Source organism: Roseateles aquatilis (assembly GCF_002205645.1).
GTDB lineage: Bacteria > Pseudomonadota > Gammaproteobacteria > Burkholderiales > Burkholderiaceae_C > Roseateles > Roseateles aquatilis.
This window is the reverse complement of sequence record NZ_NIOF01000019.1, coordinates 87,906-111,468: the sequence shown is the minus strand read 5'-3', so window position 1 is coordinate 111,468 and position 23,563 is coordinate 87,906. Positions and strand designations below refer to the sequence as shown.

39 protein-coding genes are annotated in these 23,563 nt (G+C 68.8%); 10 read left to right on the top strand and 29 right to left on the bottom strand.

All coding sequences use genetic code 11. From position 1 onward, the window contains the following. Positions 1 to 2: 2 nt before the first annotated feature. Positions 3 to 356, top strand: a complete 354-nt coding sequence (locus CDN99_RS25650) for a helix-turn-helix domain-containing protein (protein ID WP_088388168.1) — start codon at positions 3 to 5, stop codon at positions 354 to 356. Positions 357 to 519: 163 nt separating this feature from the next. Next, positions 520 to 918 (top strand): hypothetical protein, encoded by a 399-nt coding sequence (locus tag CDN99_RS25645; protein ID WP_088388166.1) that lies wholly within the window; start codon positions 520 to 522, stop codon positions 916 to 918. On the opposite strand, the gene CDN99_RS29560 is transcribed toward CDN99_RS25645, so the two are convergent. The 21 genes from CDN99_RS29560 to CDN99_RS28485 form a co-directional block, all read right to left on the bottom strand. After that, positions 899 to 1,033, bottom strand: coding sequence for a hypothetical protein (locus CDN99_RS29560; RefSeq protein WP_259374732.1), 135 nt, complete (start codon positions 1,031 to 1,033; stop codon positions 899 to 901). The two genes, CDN99_RS25645 and CDN99_RS29560, sit on opposite strands and share 20 nt — an antisense overlap. 64 nt (positions 1,034 to 1,097) lie before the next feature. Beyond that, positions 1,098 to 1,220 (bottom strand): hypothetical protein, encoded by a 123-nt coding sequence (locus CDN99_RS29555; RefSeq protein WP_259374731.1) that lies wholly within the window; start codon positions 1,218 to 1,220, stop codon positions 1,098 to 1,100. Then, on the bottom strand, positions 1,217 to 1,414 hold the full coding sequence (locus CDN99_RS25640) for a hypothetical protein (RefSeq protein ID WP_088388165.1): 198 nt from the start codon (positions 1,412 to 1,414) through the stop codon (positions 1,217 to 1,219). The genes CDN99_RS29555 and CDN99_RS25640 overlap by 4 nt, the downstream gene beginning before the upstream one ends. Positions 1,415 to 1,451: 37 nt before the next feature. After that, entirely contained in the window at positions 1,452 to 1,844 is a 393-nt protein-coding gene (locus CDN99_RS25635) for a hypothetical protein (protein WP_088388163.1), read from the bottom strand. Continuing rightward, positions 1,841 to 2,077, bottom strand: coding sequence for a hypothetical protein (locus CDN99_RS25630; RefSeq protein WP_088388161.1), 237 nt, complete (start codon positions 2,075 to 2,077; stop codon positions 1,841 to 1,843). Before CDN99_RS25630 ends, CDN99_RS25635 begins: the two co-directional genes overlap by 4 nt. Before the next feature lie 14 nt (positions 2,078 to 2,091). Then, positions 2,092 to 2,769: a glycoside hydrolase family 24 protein gene (locus CDN99_RS25625; RefSeq protein WP_375134462.1), complete on the bottom strand. Its 678-nt coding sequence runs from the start codon at positions 2,767 to 2,769 to the stop codon at positions 2,092 to 2,094. Beyond that, positions 2,766 to 3,431 carry a hypothetical protein gene (locus tag CDN99_RS25620; protein WP_088388159.1) on the bottom strand — a complete coding sequence of 222 codons (666 nt, stop codon included), beginning with the start codon at positions 3,429 to 3,431 and terminating at the stop codon, positions 2,766 to 2,768. The genes CDN99_RS25625 and CDN99_RS25620 overlap by 4 nt, the downstream gene beginning before the upstream one ends. A gap of 3 nt (positions 3,432 to 3,434) precedes the next feature. Next, complete coding sequence (locus tag CDN99_RS25615; protein ID WP_088388157.1) at positions 3,435 to 4,178, bottom strand: hypothetical protein; 744 nt, start codon at positions 4,176 to 4,178, stop codon at positions 3,435 to 3,437. Beyond that, a complete protein-coding gene (locus CDN99_RS28815; protein ID WP_158218967.1) occupies positions 4,179 to 4,550 on the bottom strand; it encodes a hypothetical protein in 372 nt (123 codons plus the stop codon). It lies immediately after the preceding gene. Between the two features lie 14 nt (positions 4,551 to 4,564). Continuing rightward, on the bottom strand, positions 4,565 to 4,933 hold the full coding sequence (locus CDN99_RS25605) for a hypothetical protein (RefSeq protein WP_088388153.1): 369 nt from the start codon (positions 4,931 to 4,933) through the stop codon (positions 4,565 to 4,567). Beyond that, the gene (locus CDN99_RS25600; RefSeq protein WP_088388151.1) at positions 4,933 to 5,301 is read right to left on the bottom strand and encodes a hypothetical protein; all 369 of its coding nucleotides are present in this window, start codon (positions 5,299 to 5,301) and stop codon (positions 4,933 to 4,935) included. Before CDN99_RS25600 ends, CDN99_RS25605 begins: the two co-directional genes overlap by 1 nt. A 63-nt stretch (positions 5,302 to 5,364) precedes the next feature. Beyond that, positions 5,365 to 6,216: a major capsid protein P2 gene (locus CDN99_RS25595; protein ID WP_088388149.1), complete on the bottom strand. Its 852-nt coding sequence runs from the start codon at positions 6,214 to 6,216 to the stop codon at positions 5,365 to 5,367. Between the two features lie 274 nt (positions 6,217 to 6,490). Next, the gene (locus CDN99_RS25590; protein ID WP_088388147.1) at positions 6,491 to 7,141 is read right to left on the bottom strand and encodes a P-loop NTPase family protein; all 651 of its coding nucleotides are present in this window, start codon (positions 7,139 to 7,141) and stop codon (positions 6,491 to 6,493) included. Beyond that, positions 7,138 to 7,653, bottom strand: a complete 516-nt coding sequence (locus CDN99_RS25585; protein WP_088388145.1) for a hypothetical protein — start codon at positions 7,651 to 7,653, stop codon at positions 7,138 to 7,140. The genes CDN99_RS25590 and CDN99_RS25585 overlap by 4 nt, the downstream gene beginning before the upstream one ends. Beyond that, complete coding sequence (locus CDN99_RS25580; protein WP_088388143.1) at positions 7,650 to 7,982, bottom strand: hypothetical protein; 333 nt, start codon at positions 7,980 to 7,982, stop codon at positions 7,650 to 7,652. Before CDN99_RS25580 ends, CDN99_RS25585 begins: the two co-directional genes overlap by 4 nt. A gap of 3 nt (positions 7,983 to 7,985) precedes the next feature. After that, positions 7,986 to 8,243, bottom strand: coding sequence for a hypothetical protein (locus CDN99_RS28810; protein WP_088388142.1), 258 nt, complete (start codon positions 8,241 to 8,243; stop codon positions 7,986 to 7,988). Further along, positions 8,186 to 10,090: a replication endonuclease gene (locus tag CDN99_RS25570; RefSeq protein ID WP_088388140.1), complete on the bottom strand. Its 1,905-nt coding sequence runs from the start codon at positions 10,088 to 10,090 to the stop codon at positions 8,186 to 8,188. Before CDN99_RS25570 ends, CDN99_RS28810 begins: the two co-directional genes overlap by 58 nt. Positions 10,091 to 10,094: 4 nt before the next feature. Continuing rightward, on the bottom strand, positions 10,095 to 10,454 hold the full coding sequence (locus tag CDN99_RS25565; RefSeq protein WP_088388138.1) for a hypothetical protein: 360 nt from the start codon (positions 10,452 to 10,454) through the stop codon (positions 10,095 to 10,097). A 166-nt stretch (positions 10,455 to 10,620) separates the two neighbouring features. Beyond that, entirely contained in the window at positions 10,621 to 10,959 is a 339-nt protein-coding gene (locus tag CDN99_RS25560) for a hypothetical protein (protein ID WP_088388136.1), read from the bottom strand. Beyond that, positions 10,956 to 11,315, bottom strand: coding sequence for a hypothetical protein (locus CDN99_RS25555; RefSeq protein ID WP_088388134.1), 360 nt, complete (start codon positions 11,313 to 11,315; stop codon positions 10,956 to 10,958). The genes CDN99_RS25560 and CDN99_RS25555 overlap by 4 nt, the downstream gene beginning before the upstream one ends. Before the next feature lie 3 nt (positions 11,316 to 11,318). Further along, entirely contained in the window at positions 11,319 to 11,537 is a 219-nt protein-coding gene (locus tag CDN99_RS28485; protein WP_141100991.1) for a hypothetical protein, read from the bottom strand. 257 nt (positions 11,538 to 11,794) lie between these two features. Here CDN99_RS28485 and CDN99_RS25550 point away from each other — a divergent pair, with 257 nt between their 5' ends. From CDN99_RS25550 to CDN99_RS25520, 7 genes are all read left to right on the top strand, one after another. Then, positions 11,795 to 12,067, top strand: coding sequence for a hypothetical protein (locus tag CDN99_RS25550; protein WP_088388132.1), 273 nt, complete (start codon positions 11,795 to 11,797; stop codon positions 12,065 to 12,067). A 246-nt stretch (positions 12,068 to 12,313) separates the two neighbouring features. Then, entirely contained in the window at positions 12,314 to 12,850 is a 537-nt protein-coding gene (locus CDN99_RS25545; RefSeq protein WP_088388130.1) for a glycoside hydrolase family 108 protein, read from the top strand. A gap of 2 nt (positions 12,851 to 12,852) precedes the next feature. Continuing rightward, positions 12,853 to 13,374 carry a DUF2589 domain-containing protein gene (locus CDN99_RS25540; protein ID WP_088388128.1) on the top strand — a complete coding sequence of 174 codons (522 nt, stop codon included), beginning with the start codon at positions 12,853 to 12,855 and terminating at the stop codon, positions 13,372 to 13,374. Between the two features lie 146 nt (positions 13,375 to 13,520). Further along, a complete protein-coding gene (locus CDN99_RS25535) occupies positions 13,521 to 14,195 on the top strand; it encodes a DUF2589 domain-containing protein (RefSeq protein WP_088388126.1) in 675 nt (224 codons plus the stop codon). 20 nt (positions 14,196 to 14,215) lie between these two features. Next, positions 14,216 to 14,497, top strand: coding sequence for a hypothetical protein (locus CDN99_RS25530; RefSeq protein ID WP_088388124.1), 282 nt, complete (start codon positions 14,216 to 14,218; stop codon positions 14,495 to 14,497). An 82-nt stretch (positions 14,498 to 14,579) separates the two neighbouring features. Next, a complete protein-coding gene (locus tag CDN99_RS25525; protein WP_088388122.1) occupies positions 14,580 to 15,179 on the top strand; it encodes a hypothetical protein in 600 nt (199 codons plus the stop codon). A 67-nt stretch (positions 15,180 to 15,246) separates the two neighbouring features. After that, positions 15,247 to 16,227: a hypothetical protein gene (locus CDN99_RS25520; protein WP_088388120.1), complete on the top strand. Its 981-nt coding sequence runs from the start codon at positions 15,247 to 15,249 to the stop codon at positions 16,225 to 16,227. Here the strand turns inward: CDN99_RS25520 and CDN99_RS25515 are convergent. From CDN99_RS25515 to CDN99_RS25505, 3 genes are all read right to left on the bottom strand, one after another. Next, entirely contained in the window at positions 16,187 to 16,831 is a 645-nt protein-coding gene (locus CDN99_RS25515) for a LuxR C-terminal-related transcriptional regulator (protein ID WP_088388118.1), read from the bottom strand. The two genes, CDN99_RS25520 and CDN99_RS25515, sit on opposite strands and share 41 nt — an antisense overlap. A gap of 100 nt (positions 16,832 to 16,931) precedes the next feature. After that, positions 16,932 to 17,177: a response regulator transcription factor gene (locus tag CDN99_RS25510; RefSeq protein WP_088388116.1), complete on the bottom strand. Its 246-nt coding sequence runs from the start codon at positions 17,175 to 17,177 to the stop codon at positions 16,932 to 16,934. A 20-nt stretch (positions 17,178 to 17,197) separates the two neighbouring features. Then, complete coding sequence (locus tag CDN99_RS25505; protein ID WP_088388114.1) at positions 17,198 to 17,449, bottom strand: LuxR C-terminal-related transcriptional regulator; 252 nt, start codon at positions 17,447 to 17,449, stop codon at positions 17,198 to 17,200. Positions 17,450 to 17,748: 299 nt separating this feature from the next. On the opposite strand from CDN99_RS25505, the gene CDN99_RS25500 reads away from it, so the two are divergent. After that, the gene (locus CDN99_RS25500; protein WP_088388112.1) at positions 17,749 to 18,990 is read left to right on the top strand and encodes a type 2 periplasmic-binding domain-containing protein; all 1,242 of its coding nucleotides are present in this window, start codon (positions 17,749 to 17,751) and stop codon (positions 18,988 to 18,990) included. 25 nt (positions 18,991 to 19,015) lie between these two features. On the opposite strand, the gene CDN99_RS25495 is transcribed toward CDN99_RS25500, so the two are convergent. The 5 genes from CDN99_RS25495 to CDN99_RS25475 all read right to left on the bottom strand — a co-directional run bounded on the left by CDN99_RS25495 (position 19,016) and on the right by CDN99_RS25475 (position 23,439). Then, positions 19,016 to 19,651 (bottom strand): hypothetical protein, encoded by a 636-nt coding sequence (locus CDN99_RS25495; RefSeq protein WP_088388110.1) that lies wholly within the window; start codon positions 19,649 to 19,651, stop codon positions 19,016 to 19,018. Beyond that, complete coding sequence (locus CDN99_RS25490) at positions 19,648 to 21,363, bottom strand: transporter substrate-binding domain-containing protein (protein ID WP_158218966.1); 1,716 nt, start codon at positions 21,361 to 21,363, stop codon at positions 19,648 to 19,650. Before CDN99_RS25490 ends, CDN99_RS25495 begins: the two co-directional genes overlap by 4 nt. Beyond that, on the bottom strand, positions 21,338 to 22,069 hold the full coding sequence (locus CDN99_RS25485) for a methyltransferase (protein ID WP_158218965.1): 732 nt from the start codon (positions 22,067 to 22,069) through the stop codon (positions 21,338 to 21,340). The genes CDN99_RS25490 and CDN99_RS25485 overlap by 26 nt, the downstream gene beginning before the upstream one ends. Before the next feature lie 206 nt (positions 22,070 to 22,275). Further along, complete coding sequence (locus CDN99_RS25480; protein ID WP_141100990.1) at positions 22,276 to 22,749, bottom strand: hypothetical protein; 474 nt, start codon at positions 22,747 to 22,749, stop codon at positions 22,276 to 22,278. 201 nt (positions 22,750 to 22,950) lie between these two features. Then, positions 22,951 to 23,439: a LuxR family transcriptional regulator gene (locus tag CDN99_RS25475; RefSeq protein ID WP_088388102.1), complete on the bottom strand. Its 489-nt coding sequence runs from the start codon at positions 23,437 to 23,439 to the stop codon at positions 22,951 to 22,953. Between the last annotated feature and the right edge of the window lie 124 nt (positions 23,440 to 23,563).

Genomic DNA, 23,563 nt, shown 5'->3' with positions numbered 1-23,563 from the left:
CCGTGCTGCTGCAAACCCTAATTGACCGTGCGAGCGAAACCGCAGGCAACGACTACCGCTTGGCGAAACAGATCGGCGTCGCGCCACAGAAGATCGCCAACTGGCGCAGCGGCGCGGCAGGATGCGGCATCGAGTACCGCGCACTAATGGCGAACCTTGCAGGCCTCGATGTAGACGCGGTTATCCACGAGGCTCTCCTCGAAAAACACGCCAACACGCCGCTGGGAGAACGCCTGTTGAGCGTGTTGGGAAACGCAGTTCGTGGCGGGGCGGCGATCACGCTCGCTTCCGTCAGCGCCGCCTATTTCGCGATCCCGGCCCTGGTTGAGCAAAGCACGACAATGTGCATTATGTGACCATACAAATGCGTTCGGCATCGCACATAACAGGCTTCGACGTCAACCCCTACGACACCTGATTCCCGTTCGATTTGGAGTGTGCTGTCTCCAATTCGCAAGACCTGACCCCCCGATAAGTAGGATTCAGCCCCCGCAGAAACAAGCCGACACACATCGGGCCATGCTGAACCGTTTACCGACCCCCGTGCAGTGCCCGCAGCTGTCCCAGATCCTCGATGACCTAGGCCGGCCAGCGCCCCGGCTACTCGCGAAGGCCCTCGGCGTCACGCCGGCGACGGTTACGCGCTGGATCCGCGAGGACTCCGCGCCCCGACCGGTCCTGCTATCGCTGTTCTGGCTCACGCGCTGGGGTATGTCGCTGGTCGACGCCGAGGCCGTGAATTCTGCTCAGATGCACGCTTCCATGGCCGCGATGCTTCGCGCCGAGGTGGAGCGGCTGCAACATGAGCTTGCTCGGGTGATCGCCGCCGGCGACTTCGGATGCGCCAACGACCCGACGACGGCGACGCTCCCGCGTCAATCCGCCGTGGTTGTGCCGTTCACTCCCATGCGCGCTTGACCCAGGCTTTGACCGCCGGGAACTGGTACATGATCGCCGCCGCCAACAGGGCGCCCGCGATGACCGTGATGGCCTCGCGGGCGACTGCCGGGCCGCTGGGAATGATGCCCTTCACTTCTTGCGCTTGCGGAATTGGCCGTTCGACTTGCGCGGCGGGGTGCGCTTCTTCTTTGCCATGGTCATCGTCCTTTCAGGATGGTCTCGATCAGGGTTTCGAGGCGCGTCAGGCGCGACTCGGTTCGCATGGCCAGTCCGACGACGGCCAGCAGGGCGGCGCTGTTCAGGATCTCGATCAGCGTCATTCGTTGTCGCCCTTCGGTTTGCGCTCGGGCAGCGCAGCGGCCACCGCGCCGGCGGCGGCCATCACGAGGACGCCGTAGTTCTTCTCGGCGATGGCCTTGGCGATCTCGCCGCCGGTTGCAGCGACGACGCCCAGGCCGGCCCAGGTGCTGGGCTCGATGGCGCGATTGATCAGGATTTGCAGAAGCTTGTTCATGGTCGTTTCCCTCCCCCTCGTTCCTCGGTGTCTTGGATCAGCCCCAACCGCCGTAGATCTCGGTGGGCGCCGGCGCGTTGGGCGCCGGATAGCGGTTCAGCAGCCGGTCGGTTTCGTCGTAGCTGGCCGTGGGCGTGTTCGGGTCCGGCGACGGGTTGAACAGGTCGTACGCGTTGCGACCGATCCAGCCGCCCAGCGTCGCCAGATACCCGCCCGATGCCTCGTTCGTGACCGCGCCGAGCGTGCCCAGCACCGGAACCCCGACGTATCCGTCGACCTTGTTCCCGTCCGAGTCGCGCGCGTTGCGCGTCAGCGCGTTGTCGCCGCTGAGGATGCCCTTGCCCAGGCTGAACGCCCGCATCAGCACGAAGGCGCCGAGGCCCACCGCGCCCAGCACCACCACGGCCTTGGCCATGCCCTCGGTGCTCACGGCATCATCCCGCCGCGCGACCACGGCATCGAGGGCATGTCAGGCATCTTTGGCATGGCCGGCATGTTGGGCACCGCGCCCGACACCGACGGCAGCGACGGCAACGACGGCAGACTGGGGAGCGCCGGCAAGCGCGGCCCCGATGCTTGGTTGCCGTTCGTCGAAGCCGCCGCCGCTCGCTGCGAGTACATGCGCCACAGGACGACGGCGCCGACGACACCGGCCGCGACCATGAGGTGATTCTTGTTCAAGCGAGACTCCCGCCAGCGTTGAGGAAAGCGAGCCGCAGGGACTCGAGACGTTTTTCGGGCTGCGCGTAGCCGGCGCCGGGCATCGAGGCCCAGATGCTCTTGACCTTCGCGACAGCTTCGTCGAACCGCCCTGCCCGCACGTCGCCGAGCGCACCGGCTTCGCGGATCAACTCGACGGCCGCCGCGTCCTGGCTCTCGGGACTGAAGTCCGGAAGTCCCAGCTTCGATTGCAGCCGGTCCCAGGTGTTGACCCGCGTCGACCCGCCGGGGATCGGCGACACGGCCATGAACTGGTAGGCGCCGGCGGCGCTGGTCCACAGCCGCTGTCCGGCGCCGTTGGTGAACTGCTTGGCCTGGCGCGGGTGGTCCGCGTAGCTGTCGAACAGCCGGCCGCCGAACATCGTGCGGTAGCCGTTGGGCCCGGCCGTGCCTTCGGCCGTGCGGATCATCATCAGGAACGCGGCGACGTTGCGCTCGGCCACGTCGGGGTCAGGCGATTCGGTCATGGGCAGGTTCTCGGAAAAGTAGTTCTCGATTTGCCAGATGGGCGCGGCGGCGTCGGTGTCCTGGGTCGCCTCGTCCTCACCGGTAGACGTGCTGCCCTGGCGCATGCGCTGTACCCACCACCACGCACCGGCGCCGGCCAGTGCTGCGGCCAGAGCGGCGCGGATCATTGGAGTTCGTACTGAACGACGCCACTCGGACCCGTGGCCGGGTCTGCGGTCTTGATCTGCCAGACGAGGTACAAGCCCCAGCCCGGCGGCAAGCGCTTGTTCATGCGCACCGTGGTTCCGTTGTCAGTCGTGACTGCGCTGAAGTTTTCGCACACCTGATAACACTGCGACGGGTTGAAGTTGGCGATTGGCGCGGACTTGCAAGCCACGATGCGAGCGACCGTCGACCCGCCTGCGCCGGCAGCGCCGCCACACGAGGCCATTCGCAGCACCATGCCATTGACGTTTGCGCCCGGCGCGACCAGCTGAAACACCGCGAAATTGGTCTGAGCCGTGGGGCCCTGGTAGGCGGCGCTCAGAATGGAATCGGTGATCTCGTCCAGCACGCGCACCGTGCCGGCAAGCCGCGCGGAGGTGACGCGCCCCACGCCCATGCGAACGATGCCGGTCGTATTGGGGCTGGTGGGGATGATCTCCCAGCGACCGGCCTGCACCGGCAATTCGATTCCGTCGCCCGGATAGTAGGTGCCGAGATCGCTGCCATCGGCGCGCACGCGGATCGACTCGTCCGCGCCGCCAGCGCTGCCACTCTCGTAGCGGAAGAAGCTCGCCGCCGCGTCGATCTGCCGGCCTCCGGCGCCGAAGTACAGGTTTTGGAGCATCGCTCAGCCCTTTCTATTGCTGAAGACCACCACGGCCGCCACGAGGCCCACGGCCGCCAGCGCCGCGATGGTCAAAGTCTTGTTGCCGTTGGCCTGCGACGCCGCGTTGTCGTAGGCCGCGGCCACGTTCGTCGCCGCCGCGTCGGCCTGTTTCTGGCCGGCCTTGAGGAGGTCGCCGGTCAGGCCGGCCAACTGGTCGAATCGCTCACCCGCCCAGCCCATCGCGTCGGCGCTGCTCTTGAACGCGGCGTTCGAGTTGCTCGACGCCAGATCGAGCACCTGCTTGACCGCCTTCTCATTGCTGGCGACGGCGCTGTTCTGCGCGCTGATCGCGGCCGAGGTCGCCGACGCGCTGCTGTCGCTGGCCGCCTTGATCGCGGCCAGGGCGACTTGTCGGGCCATATCGGTCTGGCCCGCGTCCACCACGTTGGTGGTCTGGGTCCAGTTGGTCGTCGACCGGTTGCTGTTGTCGGTGTTCTGGGTCCAGTTGGTCTGGCTGTTGTCCGTCCAGTTGGTCGTCGACCGATTGCTGTTGTCGGTGTTCTGCGTCCAGTTGGTCTGGCTCTGATCGGTCCAGTTGGTCGTCGACCGGTTGCTGGTGTCGGTGTACTGCGTCCACGTCTGCGATGCATCGATCGCATTGCCAGAGCCCACGAAGCCGCCGCCGCTCGCGTCAACGACGGAGCGCTGGTCGTAGTAGTTCGACGTGGTGTTGGTCGCGGTGCTGCTGCTGCTGCCCTTGGACATTCAGATTTCCTTCGAGAGTACGTAGCCGGTGACGCGGTAGCCCTGACGCTCCAGGCGTCGCACGAGCCCGCGCCGGCGGGTCTGGCAGGTCAGCACGCGGGCGCCGATGTGCTCGCCCGCCTGGCGCTCGCACCATGCGGCCATCGCCTCGGTCGCGCCGTTGTCGCCCTCGCCGCCGGCGGCCGTCACCGACAGCTGGCGCCCGGCCTCGAACTGGTCGACGCGCAGCGCGAAGGCGGCGACCGCCCTACCCTCGCCGTCGACCACATCGAACAGCGCGCAGCCGTTCACGAGGTCGTTGACGGTCACGCCGCCCGTGACCTCGAACGCCGCCGCGCGCTCGATCAGCGCGAGCGAGCGAGCCCGGTCCACGGACTGGCGAACGGTCAGCGCAGCGCAGCCCACAGCACGAGCCCGCCGAGGGCGAGCAGCATCAGCGGGCTCATGCCCGCCTGGGAGAAGCCGCCCGCGTCGCCGAACAGCGGCCCGAGCGTGCTCGAAGCCGGGTTGCCGGGCACGGACAGGCCGCCCGTGGCTCCGCCCTGGCTTCCGCCGCCGCTTTGCCCGCCGGTGGCCTTGGCGCCGCCCGTGGCGACGGTCCAGCCGCTGCCGTCCATGAAGGACCGCGCGTCGACGTTGCCGCCGCTCAGCGTCGGGCCGCTGGGCTGGCCGCCGATGGCTGCACCCAGGCCGTTGCCGATGCCGGCACCCATGCTGCCGAAGAACGCGCCAAACGGATCGGGTGTCGCCGGCATCAGCTGGCCTTCTTCGCCACGAAGAACACCACGGCGCCGACCAGCAGGAACGGCAACAGCGCGTTGAGGTTCAGCATCGTCGGCTGACCGCGCGCGCCCGCACCCACCAGCACTTGGTTCTGCGTGGTGCCGAGTTGCGGCTGCGGCTGCTGGGCCTGCACGGCGCGGCCGTACAGGTCGATATCGAGACGACGCGACAGGTAGCCGGTCCCCAGCGCGGTCAGCGATTGCAGCGCGCCCGAGAAGTAGCCGCCGCTGCTGCCGCCGCCGATGCCCAGGATGGTCCCGCTGCCGCCCACGTCGCCAATGCCGCCGTCATCGCTGCCGTCATAGCCAGCGCCGGACAGCGAGTCCAGAAATGCACTCATGGTCTTGCCCTTGTTCTGTCGTGAAGCAGGCCCGGGGCGCCGGTGTGGCGCCCCGGGTGCGGCTTACAGGTTGCCGGGCACGTCCAGCACTTCGACCAGCGCCTTGATGGTGTCGGCGGCGCCCAGCTGGAAGTTGAACTCCAGCGCGCGAGCGTCCGCCGTCGCCATCGCGGCGCTGCTGACGTTGTCGTGGATGAAGTCCAGGTGGTAATACTTGGACTGCGGGACCTTGCGCTGTTCCTGCTGGAGGAAGCGGGCATCGGTGCAGGCCACGCGATCCCAGATCGCGACGCCGTTCTTCTTGCACTCGACGTTCTGGATGTTGCCGTCCGCCGTGCCGGTCCAGTCGGTGCCGGTGTACTTGAAGTGGATTCGCTGCACGAGCGCGCCCTTGAACTGCGGCGTCCACGTCACCATGGTGCCGCCGCTGGTCGGGACCTGGATGGAGAGGATCTTCTTGATCAGCTGACCGTCCGGCGACGGGTTCTTGGGATCGAACTGCAGCGAGGTGAAGCCACCCACCGCATAGAGCGCGGGCGTGCCGGAGGCGGCCGTGTTGGTGACCTCGATGAAGACATCCTGGCCGCCGAGGGCCGGGATGTCGATGCCGCCGATTTCCTTCGCCAGGACGTTCAGGCCGTCGCGCTCGGTGAGGTCGATGCTCAGGGCGTCGGCCGCGTCGAAGATGCCCTTGTACTTGTTGATCGCGTCCAGTTCAGCGCCGCTGATCGGGCCGAAGACGACGCGCGGGCCGATCTTGACGACGATCTCGCTGATCGTGGCCTTGGTGATCGAGTTCGTGCCCTTGAAGCGCAGCAGCACGCGACCCAGCGTCATGTCGTAGCGCGGGATCTGGATCGTGGAGCGGACGCCGTTGGCGACGGGGTTGAAGGGAGGGAGACGGAGATAGATCACTTGTCATCGTGCCCCCCGGCCCCTTGACGTTGGATGCGGCGCGTCACCGGCGCCGCTGCGGTTGCTGCGCGGGTCGCTTAGCCGTTCAGGGCCGTGTCGACCAGATCCTTGGCGCCGGGAACCTTGCGCAGGATGAAGATCGTCAGCAGCACCAGACCGGTGGTCATGGCAGCGTTCTTGACTTGGGAAACCATCACGGTCCTTTCGAGGGTTGCAGAGGATGCAGGCGGCATTAGGCGATGCGCGCAGGCGCCCCCGCAAGGGGGCTCCAACGTTACGTAGACGCCTTGAGCCGGATATTCCCCGGCTTGGCTTCGTCGTCGTGCCTGAAGTCGCGTTCGAGGTAGCCGATCACGGTCCCCCTGTCGTCCTTGATCGTGCGCAGCGCGTCGACGCGATCCTGGCTCACATCGAGGGCTTTCGCCATCGCGCGGCGGTCATCGTCATAGCGCAGCGTGAAACAGCGGATGTACGTGCAGCCGCCTAAGAACGACTTGTCGATAAGCGCCGGCCGCTGCGCCGCGCCCAGCACCACGAGGCCTTGATGCCGACCCTGCGTGATGATCTTGCGCCACGCCGGCGGCGCCCAGCTGGGCTTCGTCACGTCGGTCAGTTCCTCGGCCAGGAACACGAGATTCCCAGCCGCGAAGGCCAGCCGGCACACGAAGTCGAACTGCTCGGCCAGCGGCTGGTGATCGTTGGCGACGTAGCGCGCCTTCACCGGGCCGGCGCGCTGGTGGAAGGCCTGCACGAGCGCGCGCAAGCTGTCGACCGCCGGCGCGAAGTCGCTGTACTCGTTGCGTGGGTCCCAGATCAGCAGCCGCCCGCCCTTGAGCGCCTTGAGCCGGCGCTTCAGGCTCACGCCCTTGCCGCTGCCCGTGGCGCCGATGTACGCCTCGATGCTGGGTTCGTTCTTCACGCTCATAGGCGGACGCCCTCCTGCGCGCTGCTGGGCGGCGCCGGCGGGGGCGCCATGACCGGGCGGCGGACCTGCGCGGCCAGCTGCTCGCGGCGTTCCTGAATCGCGGCGTACGTGGCGAGCGACGGCATGCCCACGGCGCCGGCGAGCGCGATGTACGGACCCCACCGCGTCATGATCTCGCCCATGGTCAGGCCGTGCAGCTGCATCACCTGGGCGCCGGCGTCGGCGATGGCGTCCAGCTGGGCGTCGGACCAACAGTCGTCGAACTCCGGCCACCAGCGGAACTTCGTCGCCGCGATCAGCTTGAGCATGCTCAGCGCGGCGCGCAACTGGACGCGAGCCTCGCCCACCTGCTCGGCGGCAATCTGCTGATCGGCCTGGGCCTGCGCCTGGGTGGTCGCGGCCTCGCCCTGGTCGACCTCGGCGAGCAGATGCGACAGATCCGGGCCGCCGGCGGCGCCCCCGGTGTCGGGTGCCGGCGCGTCGGCCGGCTGTTGGGTGTCTTCGGTGCTCATGCGTTGGGGAAGGCGCCCCAGCCCATGCGCGGCTTGGCCGGCGCGGGTGCTGGTGCTGGTGCCTTGGGAATGGGAGGGGTGGTCGCCGGAGCGGGGGGCAGCTGCAAGGCCGCGACCGGAGCGATTTGCGGCGGCGGCGCCGGCAGCGGCTGGGCCGGAACGTCCGGCAGGTCGCGGCATAGCTCATCGCTCTCGGGCCCTCGCGTGAATAGCTGCGCCTTGCAGCAGTCCATTGCGAGATAGGCCAGCCCGTTCCCCGACAGTCGCATGTCCGCGCCGCCGCCGCACAGCGGGCAGACGACGACGCGGATGGTTTCGCGCGCCGCCATAGCTCAGGCTTCCGGCAAGCGGGCTTCGATCTCGGTCAGCTTGACCAGCAGTTCCGCGAAATCGCTTTCCGCCCGGGCGTTCTGAGCGAGCAGACCCTGAACGGCGACGTTCAGCTGCACGTTGGCCTGGGTCAGGCTGTTCACGGCGGCGTCGTAGTCAGCGACGCGATCCGCCATGGCCGAGGCGAACTCGGCGGCGGCGGTCAGGTTGTCGCGCAGTCCGGCCGGAAAGAACGGAGCGCTTCGAGCCGCGTTGACCAAGACGGCGGCGAGTTCGGTGACGGTGCGGGGGGTGTTGGCAGATTCGCCCATGATGTTGAGTCCAGATGGCCCCCCGGCCCCTCGATGCTCGGTTTCTGCCACGCGTCCATGCGGGCGATCAGATCCGCCGCGCCGGCTCGACGCGTACAGTTAATGACACGGGTCCAAGGCTGCGCGGCCGGCTGCGCCGACCTTGCCCAAAGACGCAAATACGTGTCGCGCGCCCAGCCGCTCAGGCCCTTGCGCGCATGCTGGCGCTCATCGGCGCCCCAGGTGCCCTTCGGGCGCCACTGCTTCCGGTTGCTCGGTGCCAGGACTTGCGGGCGCTCAGCGTCGAACACCCCCACAGGCCGCGGCAGATACGTCATGCCGTAGCGCCCTTCCCTGCCCTCGGTTTCCTCGATGACCCGGACGCCGTAGTCGCGGCCCACCATGGCGCCGCCCTGGGCGTCCATGTACGCGCGCCAGCAGGCCCGGCGCTCGCCGTCTCGGTTCACCGCCTCGTGGGCGGTCCTGACGCGGTGCGACATACCCTCGACAGCCTGCGCCTCGACGCGGCGCAGTTCGCGCCACACCGTCACCGGCGGCTGGCCGATGGCCTGGAACTGCCGGATTCCCCACTCGCCGGCCCAGGCCTCGACGCGGGCCGCCTTGTTGCCGCCCTCGACGATCTCCAGTTGCTCGCCGTCGCGGTCGTCGCGGTGCCCCTCGGCGCCGACCGCGCCGGCGTCGTCGATGTTCTTCGCGATGTACTTGGACACGTAGGCCGCCGCGCTGCCCTTCTTCGGGTCCAGGCGCTCGAACTTGACGCGGTGATTCGCCGCGCCCGGTTCGTCGCCGGCGTCCTTGAGCCAGTGCGCCCGCATGACCGCCTGCAACTTCTCGAGCTTCTCGGGCTCGGCCCAGAGCAGCATGTGCCAATGCGGGCACCCGTCGTGATGGGGCTCGGCGATGCGGAACCCGAAGACGCCGATGCGCTCGCGGTGCAAGGCCGCCCGGACACGCGCCCAGGTCTTGCACAGCCAGCGTTGGCCGTCGCGCGGCGTGCTGCCGTCCCAGGCCGGATTCTGGCCGCCCTTGAACCGCTGGGCATGGAAGCGGCTCGGGAGGGTGTTCGTCGTGAACACGCCGGCGAGGCCCCGGGCCTGCGCCCACTCGTCGCAGCCGCGAATTCGCGTCATGAGTTCGCCGCGCCGAACCGCCTTGTTGGCCGTGCTGGCGTCGACCGCCGCCCACAGGTTGATGACCTCACCGTCCGGCGACTCGATCTCTGTGTTTTCGAGGATGGCCCGGTTGCTGGCTTGCCGCTTCGCCCGGCGCTGTAGCGTTTCGTCCGTTACGTAGGGCTGGCTCGTACGTACGGAGATCAAGCCCCGGGCCTGCGCCTGGGCCTCCCGCTTACGTACGGCCGCGCGGCGCACCTGCCGACGCCACCAGTGCGCGCAGGAGGCGCGCTTGACCATGCCGGCAAGCTGATCCTCAACCGGGCCGCCGTTCGGGGCGTACGGGTCGAACGGGCGCGCTTCCAGCTGCACCAGCCATTCATTCAGCCACTCGCGAGTGATGACCACCCCGGCGGTGCTGATCGCGTCCAGCATGAAGTCGGCGCGCCGGCGCGCGAGGTCGCACAGGGCGCGGTCGGGAGCGTGTGGATCGATCGGAGCAGTGACGCGGGCATGGCCGGCATCTGCGATCTCGCGCACGGCGCTCCAGCGCATGCCGTCGATCATGGCCCGTTCCTCGGCCTCGCGGCGCTGCCGGCGCTCGCTGGGCGTCTCCCAGTCGGCGGCCGGCAGGTCGTACAGATGCGGCGAGGCGAGGCCCGCGAGGCCCTGGGCGAGGCTCATCGGGTCAGTACAGGCAGCGGGCGCCGCTCAGGTCGCGGCCGAGTTCCCGGGCGCACGCGGCCATGGACACCTGATCCGCAGGCGCCAGGGCCTCCCAGGCCCGGGAGGCGTACGCGCGCGCGTCTCCGTCGTGGGCGCTGGCGAGCATGACCAGCACCGTGCGGGTGCGAATGCTCATTTCGCGCCACGTCCGGCCCGGCAGGCTCTCGGCGGCGCGCTCCACGTCGGCGGGGCGCTTGACGAGCCGGGGCATCGCGAGGCGCTGCACCAGCCGGCCGATGGTGATCCCCTCTTTGTCAGCCTGGGCGCGCAGGGCGTGTGCGCTCGCGGCACTCGCCAGGGCCTGGGGAAGTGGTCCGCTCATCGCTTGTCCCCCTCCGGTGCCTTCGACGACTTGCCGGCCTTCGGCAGGTCGGAGCGTAGACAGATGTACGTGCCCCCGCAGACCGCGCACCTTTGGCCCTTGGGCAGGTTCGGGCACTCGGCCTTGTCGCGGCGCAACTCGCGCCGAACGGTCACGGGCTTGCCGCTCATCGCACACCCCCGAGGGCGCGCATCACGCGCCAGATGCGGAAGCCAATCGCCGCGAGGCGCTCAGCTTCGCCGGGGCAACCCAGCTGATTCAGGCTCCCCTCAAGCCGGACCATGCACGTCAGCGCCTCTTCCAACTGCTTCGCGAGGTCTTCGCGAACAGGGTCCGCAGCGCTGCTCTCGGCGGCCAAAGCGGAGCGGACCGCACCGATGACGCGTTCCATTCCGGCCGCAAAATTGACAATGGCGTCAGCCTCGACGCGCTCCTCGGCTTGACTGCGGATTCCTTTGGCTTCGTCGGCCAGTTGGTTCAGCAGCTGCTCGACGCGGCCGCTCATCGCTGGCACTCCGACAGGTCGGCAGCTGTCGCGAGGACGGACTGAAAGCGCGCTTGCCCGGGACGCTTGACCCACAGCCAGGGTTGGCCGTTCGCGTCCTCGGATCGCTCAAAGTGGGCGACGACCTCGACCGTATACGTACGGGGCGTGTCGCGGCCGGGGTCGACCTGCTTCGTATACGTACAGAACATGCCGGGCGCGGGCGGCTGCGCGGCGTGCGCTTGGCCGAGAGCCGTGCTCACGAGGATCAGGCACATGATCGCCAGGGCCGCCAGGGCGCCCCAGGCGATGCCCTCGGCGATGAGCCGCACCGCCTTGACGGCCATGTGCAGCCGCACGATGAGTTCCTGATTCATGGCTCAGCCCTCCACGTCGGCTTCGACGCGATCAGCGGCGGCGTTCAACTCCGCAGCGAGGGCGCGCATGTCGCCGGCGGTCGGATAGGTGTCCAGGCAGCAGTCGCCCGTCTGGATCGTCAGGTGAGCGCGGCCCTTGAACACCTCACGGTGGGCCGGCGAGAACGACGTCGACATGCGGACATGGACGCCCTCTTTGGAAACGGAAGACAGCTGAAGCATGGAACCCCCTGGTTCGCTTTACCCCCAGCCCCAAGGGCCTGTGCTCGCTCTCGTGACCATTCAAGGACGACCCGGAGCACAGACCCTTGCGGGGCAGACCGGGGAGGAACCGGGGGATGTTTCAAGGAACCCGGTCTGCGGAGCGCACGGTATCTCAAGGATCCTGGTAGTACCAAGTTGCCTTCGATATTCCCCGCTTGGGATAGTCGGGATAGAGTCGCGACCTGTAGCAACAAGGCCACGAACCGGGGGGTTCCATGCTGTCGACGAACGAATTGCTTGATCTGGCGCGAGAGCGCGCAGGAAACGTGACCGATTACCGCGTCGCCAAGCTGGTGGGCATCAATCCGAACGCGATGTACAACTATCGCAAGGGCCTCTCGATCCCCGAAAGCCCCGTAGCCATGCGGCTTGCAGAGGTTGCGGGCGTCGACCCGGCTGTGGCCGTCTTCGCCTTGAACGTTGCTCGGGCACGCACGGAAGAGGAGCGCGAATTCTGGTCCGCGCAACTGCGGCGCCTCGATTCCTGACCCCTCCTCCGATCAGCCAAAAGGCGCCACCCCGGGCGCCTTTTTCGTTTCTGGATCAATGACTTACATTTCCAGTCTGTATCAGACTGTGCATTATGTGACTCTACAAACACGAGTCCCGCATCACTCGCCCAAGCCGAGCCCAACCCCCGACATTGGCCTCCCCGATCCCGGCATCCCACCGCTGCCGCCAATCGCAGCCCGCTTCGACCATGACGCCATCCCAGCCCCACAAGGATCTGCGTCATGGCCAACTTCGCCGACTACCTGCCGACTTTGCTGCGCTTCGAGGGCGGTTTCGTTGATGACCCGCAAGACCCCGGCGGCGCCACCAACATGGGCATCACGCTCAAGACCTTCCAGGCGCACGGCCCGAAGCTCGGGCTGACCGACACCAGCGTCGACGCGCTGAAGCGATTGACCCGGGAGCATGCCGGCCAGCTCTACAAGCTCCACTACTGGGACGCGCTCAAGGCCGACAGCATTCCGCTGCAGGCACTGGCGGAGCTGCTGGTCGACTTCTACGTCAACGCCGGCGGCAACGCGATTCGCGAGCTGCAGCGCCAGCTCAACGCCACCGGCACGCAACCGCCGCTGGACGAGGACGGCCAGTTCGGCGCCTCCACCGCCACCGCGCTGCTGCGCTCCGATCTGGTCGAAACCTATCGAGGACTGCGCCGGCGGCGCATCGAGTACTACGAGCGCCTCGTGAAGACCCGCCCGGTGCTGCAGAAGTACCTCAAGGGTTGGCTCAATCGCGTTGACTGCTTTCCGGTGCTTTGACCATGAGCAGCCGAGTCCAACTGAAAGACCTCATCGAGGCGCTGGCCGGTGCCGTCATCGACGCCCAGGACCGGATCGAGCAGCACCAGATCACCAAGCTCGCGCAGTACTTCGACGACGACAACCGCCCTCGCACCGTCCTGATCCGGCTGCCCTCCGTCCGGCCCGATGCGCCCGAAGGCAGCGAGGACCTCTATCGCGCGCCGCTGCTGTCGCTGGTGCCGAGCAACGCGCTGAAGATCAAGGACGTGGAGATCCGCTTCGACGTGGACTTGGGCGCCATCGCCGACGACGCGCCCCCCGATGCCGAGGCCACGCCCACCGGTAGTGCCTGGCAGGGCGTGGCGGGCGGCATCCGCAAGAGCGTGCAGGTCCACACGCGCGGCCCCCTGGTGGGCCGGCGCAGCACCGCCCACGTGGTGCTGCGCGTGGAAGGCACCGAACCCACCGACGGCCACGCCCGGCTGGTCAACCAGTTGACGCAAGTCCAGGGCGTCTTCAGCACCCTGCCCCCCATGACGTGATGGCCGACCGGCCCGCGCGGCCGATCGACCCGAAGGATCGGCGGAGCCTGCGCCGATGCCGGCGCCGCCAGGGAACGACGCCGGGTGATTCCGACTTTCCCTTTGTCCTTTCTTTTCATTTCCTCTTGCCATTCAAGGAGTGATCAATGGCTGAACTTGTGAACATCGCCGAGCAGTTCAAGGGACTGCCCATGGGCGAATTGATCGGCGCGCCCTTGACGGCCGCCTGCGACGCGCAGATTCGACTGGCCCAGGCCACGGCGAACTTCATCCAGACCGTCGGTTTCCTGCAGGACGAGAACGGCGTCCCCACCGCCACCCGCCAGGTCACCTTCAGCTTCCGGCGTCCCGCCGAAGGCGCAGGGCCCTCCACGCCCGGCGGCACTTTCTACGAGGAGGAGGTCGAGCTCAGCGTGCCGTTGCTCGCCATCGTCAAGATCCCCAACCTGAGCATCACCACCGTGGACATCACATTCGACATGGAGGTCAAGTCCGCCTTCAGCGCCAAGGAAGGCGGCAGCAAGTCCGGTACCGTCAAGGCCAGTGCCAGCGGCGGCTTCGGCCCCTTCAAGGCTTCGGTGGAGGTGAGCGGCTCCATCTCCAGCCATCAGGAGAACACCCGCAGCTCGGACAACTCCGCCAAGTACCACGTCGAGGTGCACGCCGCCGACGGTGGCATGCCGGAAGGCCTGTCGCGGGTGATGGACATCCTGCAGACGGCGGTGGCGCCGCGCTCGATCTCCGGACCCAAGCAGGTGACGAACAGCAGCACGTCCGCCGGCGCGACGCCGGTGGCCGCGCCCGTCGCCCAGCCGGCCTGAGTTCGGGGAGGGCGGCGGCCATGGTCGAACTCAGCAATGTGCGGCACGTCAAGCGCATCGTCGTGGGCAGCGAGAACCCCGCCCGGCTTTGCACCCGGGAGGAAACCGAGGCCCGGATGGCGGAACTGAACCACTGCCTGACCTGCCAGCCCGCCGGCACGCTGCTGGCGGTGGAGCGCAGCTTCACGCTGGTGCGGATCGGCGAGCATCAGGTGGTGCTGCAGTGGATCGCCTACCACGTCGGCTTCGCCCGCAAGCCGCCGCCCATGCCGCCGCCCGCCCCACCCTCCTTCCAAACCTGACGATCGCGGACTCCGCCGGAGACGGCGGCATCCGCCTCCTCTTTCGTCCACGTCGGCTGCACGACAGCCCGGGAGATTCAGCATGCGTCCCTTCCGTTTCATCGCCCGCGCGTTCGTCGGTCATCCGCCCGACCACTCGCTCCTCCATCGGCTCGACCGGCGTCCGCGCTCGGCCTTCTATCCCGTCACCGTCGCCATCGCGCTGCTGGGCGCCGCCCTGACGCCGCGGGACATCCACGCGATCGGATCGCCCCCGTCTCACTCGAGCTCGCGCGTCGGGGACCCCGCCGCTCAACTGGACGCGGCCCCTCCCCGCGCGGTGCTGACCGGGCTGATCGATTTCACGCGTTCAGACACCACGCAGAAGGTCGCGTTGACCCTGGACCTGCGCGGCAGCGGCGAATCCGAGCTCGGCTTCGGTCCACCCGCGTCCTGCAAGCTGGGGCTCAGGCATGTGAGCTTCACGCCGGACGGCGGGCATCGATACACGATCGTGCCGTTGAAGAACGGGGTGAACGGCATGGCGCCCTACTGCGACCGGCGGCTCTTCCAGTCGATCTCGGTGCTGCGCGACTCGGGGCGCGGCGGCGCGCCGTCCTATCTGTTCAAGGATGTCGCGCCCAAGGACGCGAGCGAGCGCGTCCCGGAGCTCATCGAGCTGCAGGCGCCATCGTCGCGCTGACGGCGCCCCGATGTGTCGCCTGATAGGCGCATCGGCCTCCCCTCGTCGAATCACTGCGGAGGACGCCATGTCCAACGGCAACACAGGCACCGCGCTTTCCACGGATGCCACCGCGCTGGGCGCCGCGCTGCTCACGGAGCAGTTGCACGCCGAGATCCAGGCGATGCTGCGGCATGTGCTGGCGAACGGCCTGGCCATGCCGTCCAGCATGTCTCAGGCCATGGTGCTGGCCCTGGACGACGACCCCACCACCGGCAACGACCTGGCCGCGCTGGCCATGCTCCATGCCGACCTGGCGCGCCTGGTGGCGCCGGCGCGGCCCGGCACGCTGCGGCTGTTGCAGATGTCCGCCACGCGCGCGTCGGTGCTGGGACCGCTCAGCAACGTGCGACGCCTCACGCTGGCTGCCTTCTTCTGCCTGGGCGGCTTCATGCTCGTCAGCCTCTCGCCGCTGGTGAACAGCGCCGCCATCTCGGCCGGCCTGTTCGAGCTGTCCGGCTGGCAACAGCTCGCCATCACCACCTTCCTGCTGACGGCGGCCGGCCTGGGCAGCACCTTCCAGGCGCTGTTCACGGCACAGACCTATGTCTCGCGCGCCAACTACGATCCGCTCTTCGATGCCTCGTACTGGGTGCGCATCGGACTCGGCATCGTCGCCGGCCTGATGCTGGCGATGCTGGTGCCCATCGAGGGTCCGAACCACAATCCCACGGTCGAGAAACCGCTGCTGGCGCTGCTGGGCGGCTTCTCGGCGCGGTTGGTCCATCGCGTGCTGCAGCGGCTGGTGGACACGGTGGAATCCATCTTCGACGGCGACCGCCGCAACCAGGTGGACGCGGTGCGCGACCAGTCGCGCGCCGATGCGCGGCAGTCCGTCACCCAGTCCAAGCTGGAGCTGGCCCAGCAACTGGTACTGCTGCGCGACCAGCTCAGCCAGGCCGGCGTGGACGAAGCCTCGCACCAGCGCCTCAGCGCCCTGCTGGACCGGCTGCTGGACCAGCCCGGCGTCACGGCTGGGCCAGCCCTTCCCGGATCGCATAACGCGTGAGGTCGGCCACGCCGCGCAGGCCCAGCTTGGCGACGGCGTGTTCCCGATGGGACGCGACCGTCTTGTGGCTCACGTCCAGTTGCGCGGCAATCTGCTTGGTGGTGAAGCCCTCCGCCAGCAACTGGACGATCTCGCGCTCCTTCGGCGTCAGCCGCACGAAGGCACTGACCTGCGCCGCCACCGGCTCGCGACAGGCCAGCATCGCCGCCTCCGTCAGCGCCGGACTGAAGTAGAACTGCCGCCGCGTCAGCGCCGCGATCGCGCGCTGCAACTCATCGGCGCTGCTGTCCTTGGCCAGGATGCCGCGCGCGCCTGCATCCAGCGCCGCCCGCATGCGGTGCGGCGGCTCGCCGCCCGCCAGGCACAGCACGCGGCTGGACGGCGACCCGCCCAGGAGGCGATGGGTCGCATCCACGCAGTTCAGACCTGGCAGCTCCATGTCCATCAGCACCACCTCGGGCCGCAGTTCGGACGCCAGTCGGGCGCCTTCCTGTCCATCGCCGGATTGCGCGACCAGTTCCAGGTCGGCATGGCCACGCAGCAGCGAGACCAGACCTTCCCTCAACAGCTGGTGGCGGGCTATCACCATCACTCGTGTTCGCATCGTTTCTCCCTGTTCTCGGCCCTTGCTTCGAGGGCCGTCGCTGATTGAGCGTCATGATGGGGAGACGCCGCAATCGCGCCAATACCGCAGATGCCGTAGGTCAGTTGCCGAGATTCGGCTCGGGCACGCCCCTGCCCGCGCCGCGTCCGGCACCGAGGCCCTTGGACTGGTCCGGGTCCGGGTCCGGGTCCGGGTCCATGCCGCGGCTCAGCGCGATCAGCTGGATGGCGGAATGCACATTGAACTTGCGCATGAGGTTCTCGCGATGCTTGCGCACGGTCTGGTCGCTCACGCCGAGGGCGCGCGCGATCTGCTTGCTGGTGCGGCCCAGCGCCAGCGCATGCATCACCTGCCGCTCCCGGACGGTCAGCGGCGGCGGGCGTTTGGGAGGAGGTCGTCGGCGTCGTTCCGTGCGCGCGCTTCCGCAGCATGAAGGATGAGCATCATCTCCGCCGAGTTGCGGACCTGCAGTTTCCTCAGCAGATTGACACGATGAACACGCACGGTATGGACGCTGAGCATCAGCTCGCCCGCGATGGCCGAGGATGGCAATCCCGCCGCCACCAGCCTCAATACCTGGCGCTCACGCGCCGTGAGCAGCGTCAATCGATGCGGCATGACTTTCCGTGAAGAGCACGAACCTCGCGCGAACCTCGTGCGGACACGACGGCATCGGCACGCGACGCGGGCCGTTCGCCCGTCGACGAGCCGGCGATGCTAGCGGGCGGGGTCCCGCGATCGACATGTAAGAGCTTACAGAGGGCCGGTCCCGCCGTGCCAGGGTATGGCGGCGAAGTCCGAGTCCCAACGGCGCGATATCCGAGACCGCACGCCTCGCGACCCGAGGCCTGTCGAACGGCCTGCCTCGCGCGCCCATCATCGGCGACGCGCCACGACGGCGATCGAGGGAGCTGACGATGTCGAAGACAAGCTGGTGGGTGTTGTTGGGGCTGGCCCTGCTGTGGTGGCTGACGGCGGGCAGCCTGCGACAGGCGCTGCCGCCGGAGCCGGTGGTGATCCAGGCCGGTCCGGTCGGCGGATCGTTCGACGTGCATGCCCGGCAGTACGCCGAGCAGTTGCGTGCGCATGGCTTTCAGGTCGAGGTGCGAAACCAGGACGAGAGCCTGCGCATCATCGACCGCGTGAACGACGAGGCCAGCGGCGTGCAGATCGGTTTCAGCGCGCAGCGCGTGCATGTCCTGCGGCATCCGCAGGTGCTGTCCGCGGGCGTGGTGGAGCTGCAGCCGCTGTTCCTGTTCCTGCGCCGCGGCATCGAGGCGCCGCCGACACTTGCCGGCCTGGCGGGTCGCCGCCTGGTGATGCCCCCGGACGCCAGCATCACCGCGCAGGCCGCGCGCGACGTGCTGGGACGGTATGCCGTGTCCAGCGCGAATGCGACCTTCTCCTTCAAACCGATCGCCGAGGCGGCCGCGGCTTTGCAGCGCGGCGAACACGACGCCGGCTTCTTCATGCTGGCACCGAACAACGCGCTGGTCCGCCGACTGGCCGCCGACCCCGGCCTGGTCCTCGTGTCCGTCGGCGACGCGCCCGGCATCTCACGTCACGTCGACTACCTGAAGCCGGCCACGCTGGTGCGCGGCGCCTTCGACCTGCAGCGCCCCCAGCCGCCGCACGACGTCGCGATGATCGGCGCCGCGGTGAACGTGATCGTGCAGGCGGACATCCACCCGGCCGTGCTCTATGCGCTGCTGCATGCGATGAACGTGGTGCACAAGGGCCAGACGCTGGTCTCGGAGGCGGGCGAGTTTCCGCGCCAGACGAGCGCGGGGCTGGCGCTGCATCCGCTGGCGCAGGAATGGAGCCGCGACGGCACGCCCTGGCTGTATTCCCACCTGCCGAGCGCTGCCGCGGGACTGGTCGATGCCTACTGGGGCCCGACGCTGGTGTTGCTGACGCTGGTGTCGGTCCTCGGCACGATGCGGTCGCTGAGCGCGTTCATCGACACGGTGGTGCTGGCCGTGCTGCTGCAGGCCCTGGCCTGGGCGCAGCGGCGGGTGCGCCGGCACGGCCGACCCGGGCGACTGGGCCGGTTGGTGTTCCGGGTGGCGGAGCCCATCATCCTGCGACGCGGCCATGAGCAGGAGGCCCTGGCTCGGCTGGAACGGCTACGCCCCCACGTCGTCGCCGACGGGCGCTGAGGCGACCGCGAGCCGCCGGTGCCGCTCACTCCGGCAGCGCGTCCCGCGCGGGTCGCGCCGGCAGCCGGGCGATCAGGCCGATGAGCCCATGGATCCCCTGGCGCAGCAGGAAAAACACCAGCACGACGCCGCCGATCAGCCAGAGACGATCCGATGTCGTGGACAGTTGGGCCAGCGCGCGCAGCGTGACCGCCGTCGCGTCGGTCACGCCGATGGCGGCCCCGAAGCCGCTGGAGAGCACCATCACCACATAGACCCGGACCAGGCCGGTCAGGAACAGCCGGGCATTCCCGCGCCGACGCGCGCTCGACCGGGACGGCCGCGTGCGCAGTTGATCCGCCACGTACGCGGCGGCAAACGCCGCCAGCGACAGCACCACCGCCTGCTCGGCCGAGATCGCCCAGCGCGCGGGCCGCGCATGCAGCAGGACATGCATCACGACGAAGGCCGGCGCGGCGCGCATCAGCGCGACCAGGAGCCGCGCGATCGACCCCGCGGAGCGCCGCAAGGCCGGCTGGCGCAGGCGGCACAGCCCGCCCAGCATCCATCCGACCGGCAGGCCGAGCATCAACGCCTGGGCGGCCAGGGTCAGGTTGACGAGCAGTCCGCGCAGGAAGAGCGGCGCGAAGACTGGCAGCGTCTGCAGCAGCTCGGTCGTCATGGCCGCGCGTCCAGGGTCCGCAATCGACGTTCCAGTCGATGCAGCAGGGCCATCACGCCAGCGACCAGTGCCACGTAGACGACCAGCAGCACGACGAAAGTCGTCGACGATTCGCTGGAGAAGGACGCGATGTCCGTCTGCGCCGCCAGCAACTCGGGCACGCCGATCAGCGAGGCCGCCGGCGTCCCGCGCGTCGCATTGGCGGCGAATGCGATCAACTGCGCGCGCGCGTGCAGTCCCGCCGCGAGCAGCCCCGAGGGCTCTCCGGCGGCGCTCAGGCAGATGCGGGACTCGGCCAGCGCCTGTCCCGCGTGGCTGCCGTTGAACAGTCCCAGCACCGCCACGGCGACCAGCCAGACCATGCCCATGGTCGCCAGCCCGGCGCTGCTCAGCAGCAGGCCGGCCACGGACATGTGCAGCACCAGCGGCGTCGACTGCACCGCGGCCAGCGCTCCCCGTGCGGGCCAGCGCAGCCACCGTCCGCGAGCCGTGAGCGCCGCGCCGAAGGCCAGCGCCAGCACGCCGGTGGCGAGCACCGCGCCCAGCACCAGCGCCACCGACATCGACACGCCCTCCAGGAACAGCCGCAGGGCCACCTGCGTCTTGAGCATGGCCAGCGTGAGCTCCAGTCCCCAGCGTTCGCGCAGCCAGCGTTCCATACGATCGACGGTTTCCGCGATCGGCGTCGCGGCGAGCTGGCTGTCCCGGGGCGGATCGAAGCAGCCCTGCGTATCGCCGGCATCGGGGCCGTCGGTCGTCTCGCGCGCCGCGAGCTCGCCCGGCTGGTCGCAAGGCCACGAGGACCAGCGCCGCTGTTGCTCCCGCAGCCAGCGGGCGTCCACGCCGTGGGTCTCGGCCAGGCGCACCAGCGTGCCGTCCGCATGATCGCGGCGCAGCGCCTGGCTGAACACGCGCGCCATCGACGCGCCATCCAGCGGCACGACGACACCCCAGGGTAGCGGCGCGAACGACGCTTTCACCTCATGTCCGGCCGGCAGCAGGGGGAGCAACAGGCTGTCGTCATGCGCCGCCAGCGCGCAGGCACCGTTGCGGACCTGCTCCACCAACTGCCTGGCGCTGGCGAACAGCATCAGCCGGCCTCCGCGCACGGCCAGCTCGGCGTTGGTCGAATTGCCGATGGTCACGCAGACGGTGCGGCCGAACAGCGCGGGCAGGCCGTCGCCCTTCTCCAGCCGCAGGCTCCGGGGGCCGACGACGACCGTGTTCGACTGGTAGTAGTGCGGACGCACAAAAAGGGCCTGCGCATCGCGTTGGACAGTGTGACCCGTGGTGGCGACCAGCACGTCCACCCTCCCCTCGCCCAGGGCCACCATCCGGTCCGCGGCGCTGACCTCCACGAAGCGCGGGACCACGCCCAGCCGCGCCGTCAGACGCCGCGCGAGCGCGGGCTCGAAGCCCTGCGGACCGGCGGGCGTGGTCTGGCCGAACGGCGGATAGTCCGCGCGAATGCCCACGCGCAGTTCGCCGCGGCATTGAACGCGCGCCAGCGCGTCGGGCGAGAGCGCGCAGGCGCGCGGCGACTGTGGCGACCGCCGGCCGGGCTCCACGGCCGATGCGGTCGTCGCCGCGGTCGCCGGTCCGGCCGGGATGGCGACAGTCATCATCACCACCATCCCGAGCATCTGCGCCGCGACACGCATCGCCCGCGCCAGATCGCTCGCCACGTCACTGAATCGGCGTGGCGGCAGCATGCCGGATCTCCAGCACATGGAAATCGCAGAACACGTAAGGTCCGATGCGATACACGGACTGACGCGACTGCTGCTCGAGCCAGCCGGGCGGCAACTGGCGCAGCTTGGCGTCGGACATCGGCACGGTCACCGTCTCCACCACCTCGGCGCGCAGGGACCGGATCTCCAGCTGGCGCAAGGTCTCCTCCAGGGACATGAAACTGCTGTGCGTGATCAACGCCAGCGCATCCGGCGCCAGGTGACCCGGCAGACCGGCGATGAAGCGGTCCAGCACGTCGCGGCCCAAGGCGCCGCCATCGCTCCAGGAGCGCAGCCTGATCGCACCGGCAGCACCGGCCGTACCGGTCACGTCGCCCGTGTCATGCCGCACCGGCAACTGCGGCGGATTGAACACGACCAGATCGAACAGCTCGCCGGCGAGCGGCTCCCAGAGATCGCCGCAATGCACGATGGACGGCACCATGGGCAGCGCTTCCAGCAGGGCACGGGTGCGACGCACCGCTTCCGGCTCGATGTCGACGCCCACGATCTGCCGCGCGCCGGAGACGGCCAGCGCGGCCAGCACCACGCCGCTGCCGCTGCCCATCTCCAGCACGCGCCCGTGCCATGGCGCGCGCAGCCTGACCTGACGCAGCAACGCCGCGGTGTATTCGGAGGGACGGAAATGATCGCCGTCGGGCGGCGACGCGGGCAGGACGTGGGACATGGGCAATCTCCGTGACGAAAAGGCCATGCTGCGGGTGGACGTCCTCCCGGGCCATCGGCACGAAGCCGAGATCGGGCAGGTGAAAAACGGGGGGGGTGGGCGTCGCGGTGGGAATCCCCGACCGATCGCCAGTGCGGTACCGCGCGTCACCGCGCCCGCGGGCTCATGTCCGCGGGCGCGCCGGCATGGATGGCCGGCCGTCGCGGTCACAGGTTGTCGTAGCTGCTCGCCTCCAGGTGATTGATGATGCCGTTCTCATTCAATCCGACATTGAACGAGCCCTTGCCCTGTCGCACCAGGAAGCCCTGGTTGGCTTTGCAACTGACGTGAATCAGTTGGCCCGAGGCTTCGCGCAATTGATAGGTTTGAAACGCCGCGCCGTGTCCGGCGATGAATCGGCTGTTCACTTCCAGGACTACCGCGGCCAGGAGATCCGGCGTGACGATGGTCGACTCGAAATCACGGGTGCCGTCGTTGGAGCGCACGCGCGCGACGTCCAGCGCCTTCTGCTTGGTCACGGTGCCTTCCACCGCATGCCGGGTGAGAAACGCGGCGGTGTAGGCCTGCTGGTACTGCGTCCGACGCTGGTCCGACACCTCCTGATAGAACTTTCTCAGGAGCTTGTGATAGTCCTTCCAGTCTCCGTCATCGCGGTGGCTGAGCAGGGTGGCTTGATTCATCATGGTCGATCCTCGAGGAATGAGCCGCGCAGCCCGCGGCGGTGGCGAGAGCGATGCGGCGCCGAGGGCCCGCCATCGATTCCCGGATCGATTCTGGGAATCGGACGACCACGCCGCCATCGGCCCAGGGCCGGCGACGGACGGGTGAAAAGGCCGAGGATGCGGCCAGGCGCGGGGCGGCCGGACCGCCCGCGCCAGGGGTCAGTTCTTACCCTTCTCCCGCGTGAAATGCGCCGTCCGCAGCACCGGCGCGCCATCCCTGAAATAGACCTCCGTCTCCGTCAGCACCGCGCCGTCGGCGCTGACCGAATAGACCCGCGTCGACCGCGGAATCCCTTCGTAGACGAACTGCATCACCAGCACGTTCGGCGCCGGCATCTTGGCGGCGATCACGTCCACCCAATAGGTCCCCGTCGCTCGGCCCGGTGTCCCGTCCAGCGCCACCGTCGACGCCGAATGCAGGCGCGTCCCCTTGGCATCGACGATCTCGACCTTCGTCGACCACTTGCCGTCGGGCGCGTCGCGGAAGGCCAGCGCGACGCGCTGGGGCCGTGCATCGGGCGGCATCGGCAAGGTCGCGACGTCCAGCGTCCACTCGCCCACCAGCGGCGAGGCGGTCGGAGGCGCTGCGGCCGCCGGCGCGCCGATGAGCGCGACGGCCGTCAGCAAGGCGGCGAAATTGAAAGTCATCCCTGTCTCCTTGAATGTGCGTGAGCGCCACGAGGCGCCGCGGATGTTAGCCAACGGCGCCTCGCGGGCCCAGGGGTCGATGGATCGTGATGGCCCCCTGCCCCGGCGCGACGCGGCCGGGGCG

Excerpts from the sequence above, each read along its gene's own strand:
- CDN99_RS25645 (WP_088388166.1), top strand. The coding sequence starts at position 520 with ATGCTGAACCGTTTACCGACCCCCGTGCAGTGCCCGCAGCTGTCCCAG.
- CDN99_RS29555 (WP_259374731.1), bottom strand. The coding sequence starts at position 1,220 with ATGACGCTGATCGAGATCCTGAACAGCGCCGCCCTGCTGGCCGTCGTC.
- CDN99_RS25640 (WP_088388165.1), bottom strand. The coding sequence starts at position 1,414 with ATGAACAAGCTTCTGCAAATCCTGATCAATCGCGCCATCGAGCCCAGC.
- CDN99_RS25630 (WP_088388161.1), bottom strand. The coding sequence starts at position 2,077 with ATGGTCGCGGCCGGTGTCGTCGGCGCCGTCGTCCTGTGGCGCATGTAC.
- CDN99_RS25625 (WP_375134462.1), bottom strand. The coding sequence starts at position 2,769 with ATGATCCGCGCCGCTCTGGCCGCAGCACTGGCCGGCGCCGGTGCGTGG.
- CDN99_RS25620 (WP_088388159.1), bottom strand. The coding sequence starts at position 3,431 with ATGCTCCAAAACCTGTACTTCGGCGCCGGAGGCCGGCAGATCGACGCG.
- CDN99_RS25615 (WP_088388157.1), bottom strand. The coding sequence starts at position 4,178 with ATGTCCAAGGGCAGCAGCAGCAGCACCGCGACCAACACCACGTCGAAC.
- CDN99_RS25605 (WP_088388153.1), bottom strand. The coding sequence starts at position 4,933 with ATGCCGGCGACACCCGATCCGTTTGGCGCGTTCTTCGGCAGCATGGGT.
- CDN99_RS25600 (WP_088388151.1), bottom strand. The coding sequence starts at position 5,301 with ATGAGTGCATTTCTGGACTCGCTGTCCGGCGCTGGCTATGACGGCAGC.
- CDN99_RS25590 (WP_088388147.1), bottom strand. The coding sequence starts at position 7,141 with ATGAGCGTGAAGAACGAACCCAGCATCGAGGCGTACATCGGCGCCACG.
- CDN99_RS25585 (WP_088388145.1), bottom strand. The coding sequence starts at position 7,653 with ATGAGCACCGAAGACACCCAACAGCCGGCCGACGCGCCGGCACCCGAC.
- CDN99_RS25580 (WP_088388143.1), bottom strand. The coding sequence starts at position 7,982 with ATGGCGGCGCGCGAAACCATCCGCGTCGTCGTCTGCCCGCTGTGCGGC.
- CDN99_RS25570 (WP_088388140.1), bottom strand. The coding sequence starts at position 10,090 with ATGAGCCTCGCCCAGGGCCTCGCGGGCCTCGCCTCGCCGCATCTGTAC.
- CDN99_RS25565 (WP_088388138.1), bottom strand. The coding sequence starts at position 10,454 with ATGAGCGGACCACTTCCCCAGGCCCTGGCGAGTGCCGCGAGCGCACAC.
- CDN99_RS25560 (WP_088388136.1), bottom strand. The coding sequence starts at position 10,959 with ATGAGCGGCCGCGTCGAGCAGCTGCTGAACCAACTGGCCGACGAAGCC.
- CDN99_RS25555 (WP_088388134.1), bottom strand. The coding sequence starts at position 11,315 with ATGAATCAGGAACTCATCGTGCGGCTGCACATGGCCGTCAAGGCGGTG.
- CDN99_RS28485 (WP_141100991.1), bottom strand. The coding sequence starts at position 11,537 with ATGCTTCAGCTGTCTTCCGTTTCCAAAGAGGGCGTCCATGTCCGCATG.
- CDN99_RS25550 (WP_088388132.1), top strand. The coding sequence starts at position 11,795 with ATGCTGTCGACGAACGAATTGCTTGATCTGGCGCGAGAGCGCGCAGGA.
- CDN99_RS25545 (WP_088388130.1), top strand. The coding sequence starts at position 12,314 with ATGGCCAACTTCGCCGACTACCTGCCGACTTTGCTGCGCTTCGAGGGC.
- CDN99_RS25540 (WP_088388128.1), top strand. The coding sequence starts at position 12,853 with ATGAGCAGCCGAGTCCAACTGAAAGACCTCATCGAGGCGCTGGCCGGT.
- CDN99_RS25535 (WP_088388126.1), top strand. The coding sequence starts at position 13,521 with ATGGCTGAACTTGTGAACATCGCCGAGCAGTTCAAGGGACTGCCCATG.
- CDN99_RS25530 (WP_088388124.1), top strand. The coding sequence starts at position 14,216 with ATGGTCGAACTCAGCAATGTGCGGCACGTCAAGCGCATCGTCGTGGGC.
- CDN99_RS25525 (WP_088388122.1), top strand. The coding sequence starts at position 14,580 with ATGCGTCCCTTCCGTTTCATCGCCCGCGCGTTCGTCGGTCATCCGCCC.
- CDN99_RS25520 (WP_088388120.1), top strand. The coding sequence starts at position 15,247 with ATGTCCAACGGCAACACAGGCACCGCGCTTTCCACGGATGCCACCGCG.
- CDN99_RS25515 (WP_088388118.1), bottom strand. The coding sequence starts at position 16,831 with ATGCGAACACGAGTGATGGTGATAGCCCGCCACCAGCTGTTGAGGGAA.
- CDN99_RS25510 (WP_088388116.1), bottom strand. The coding sequence starts at position 17,177 with ATGCATGCGCTGGCGCTGGGCCGCACCAGCAAGCAGATCGCGCGCGCC.
- CDN99_RS25505 (WP_088388114.1), bottom strand. The coding sequence starts at position 17,449 with ATGCCGCATCGATTGACGCTGCTCACGGCGCGTGAGCGCCAGGTATTG.
- CDN99_RS25500 (WP_088388112.1), top strand. The coding sequence starts at position 17,749 with ATGTCGAAGACAAGCTGGTGGGTGTTGTTGGGGCTGGCCCTGCTGTGG.
- CDN99_RS25495 (WP_088388110.1), bottom strand. The coding sequence starts at position 19,651 with ATGACGACCGAGCTGCTGCAGACGCTGCCAGTCTTCGCGCCGCTCTTC.
- CDN99_RS25490 (WP_158218966.1), bottom strand. The coding sequence starts at position 21,363 with ATGCTGCCGCCACGCCGATTCAGTGACGTGGCGAGCGATCTGGCGCGG.
- CDN99_RS25485 (WP_158218965.1), bottom strand. The coding sequence starts at position 22,069 with ATGTCCCACGTCCTGCCCGCGTCGCCGCCCGACGGCGATCATTTCCGT.
- CDN99_RS25480 (WP_141100990.1), bottom strand. The coding sequence starts at position 22,749 with ATGAATCAAGCCACCCTGCTCAGCCACCGCGATGACGGAGACTGGAAG.
- CDN99_RS25475 (WP_088388102.1), bottom strand. The coding sequence starts at position 23,439 with ATGACTTTCAATTTCGCCGCCTTGCTGACGGCCGTCGCGCTCATCGGC.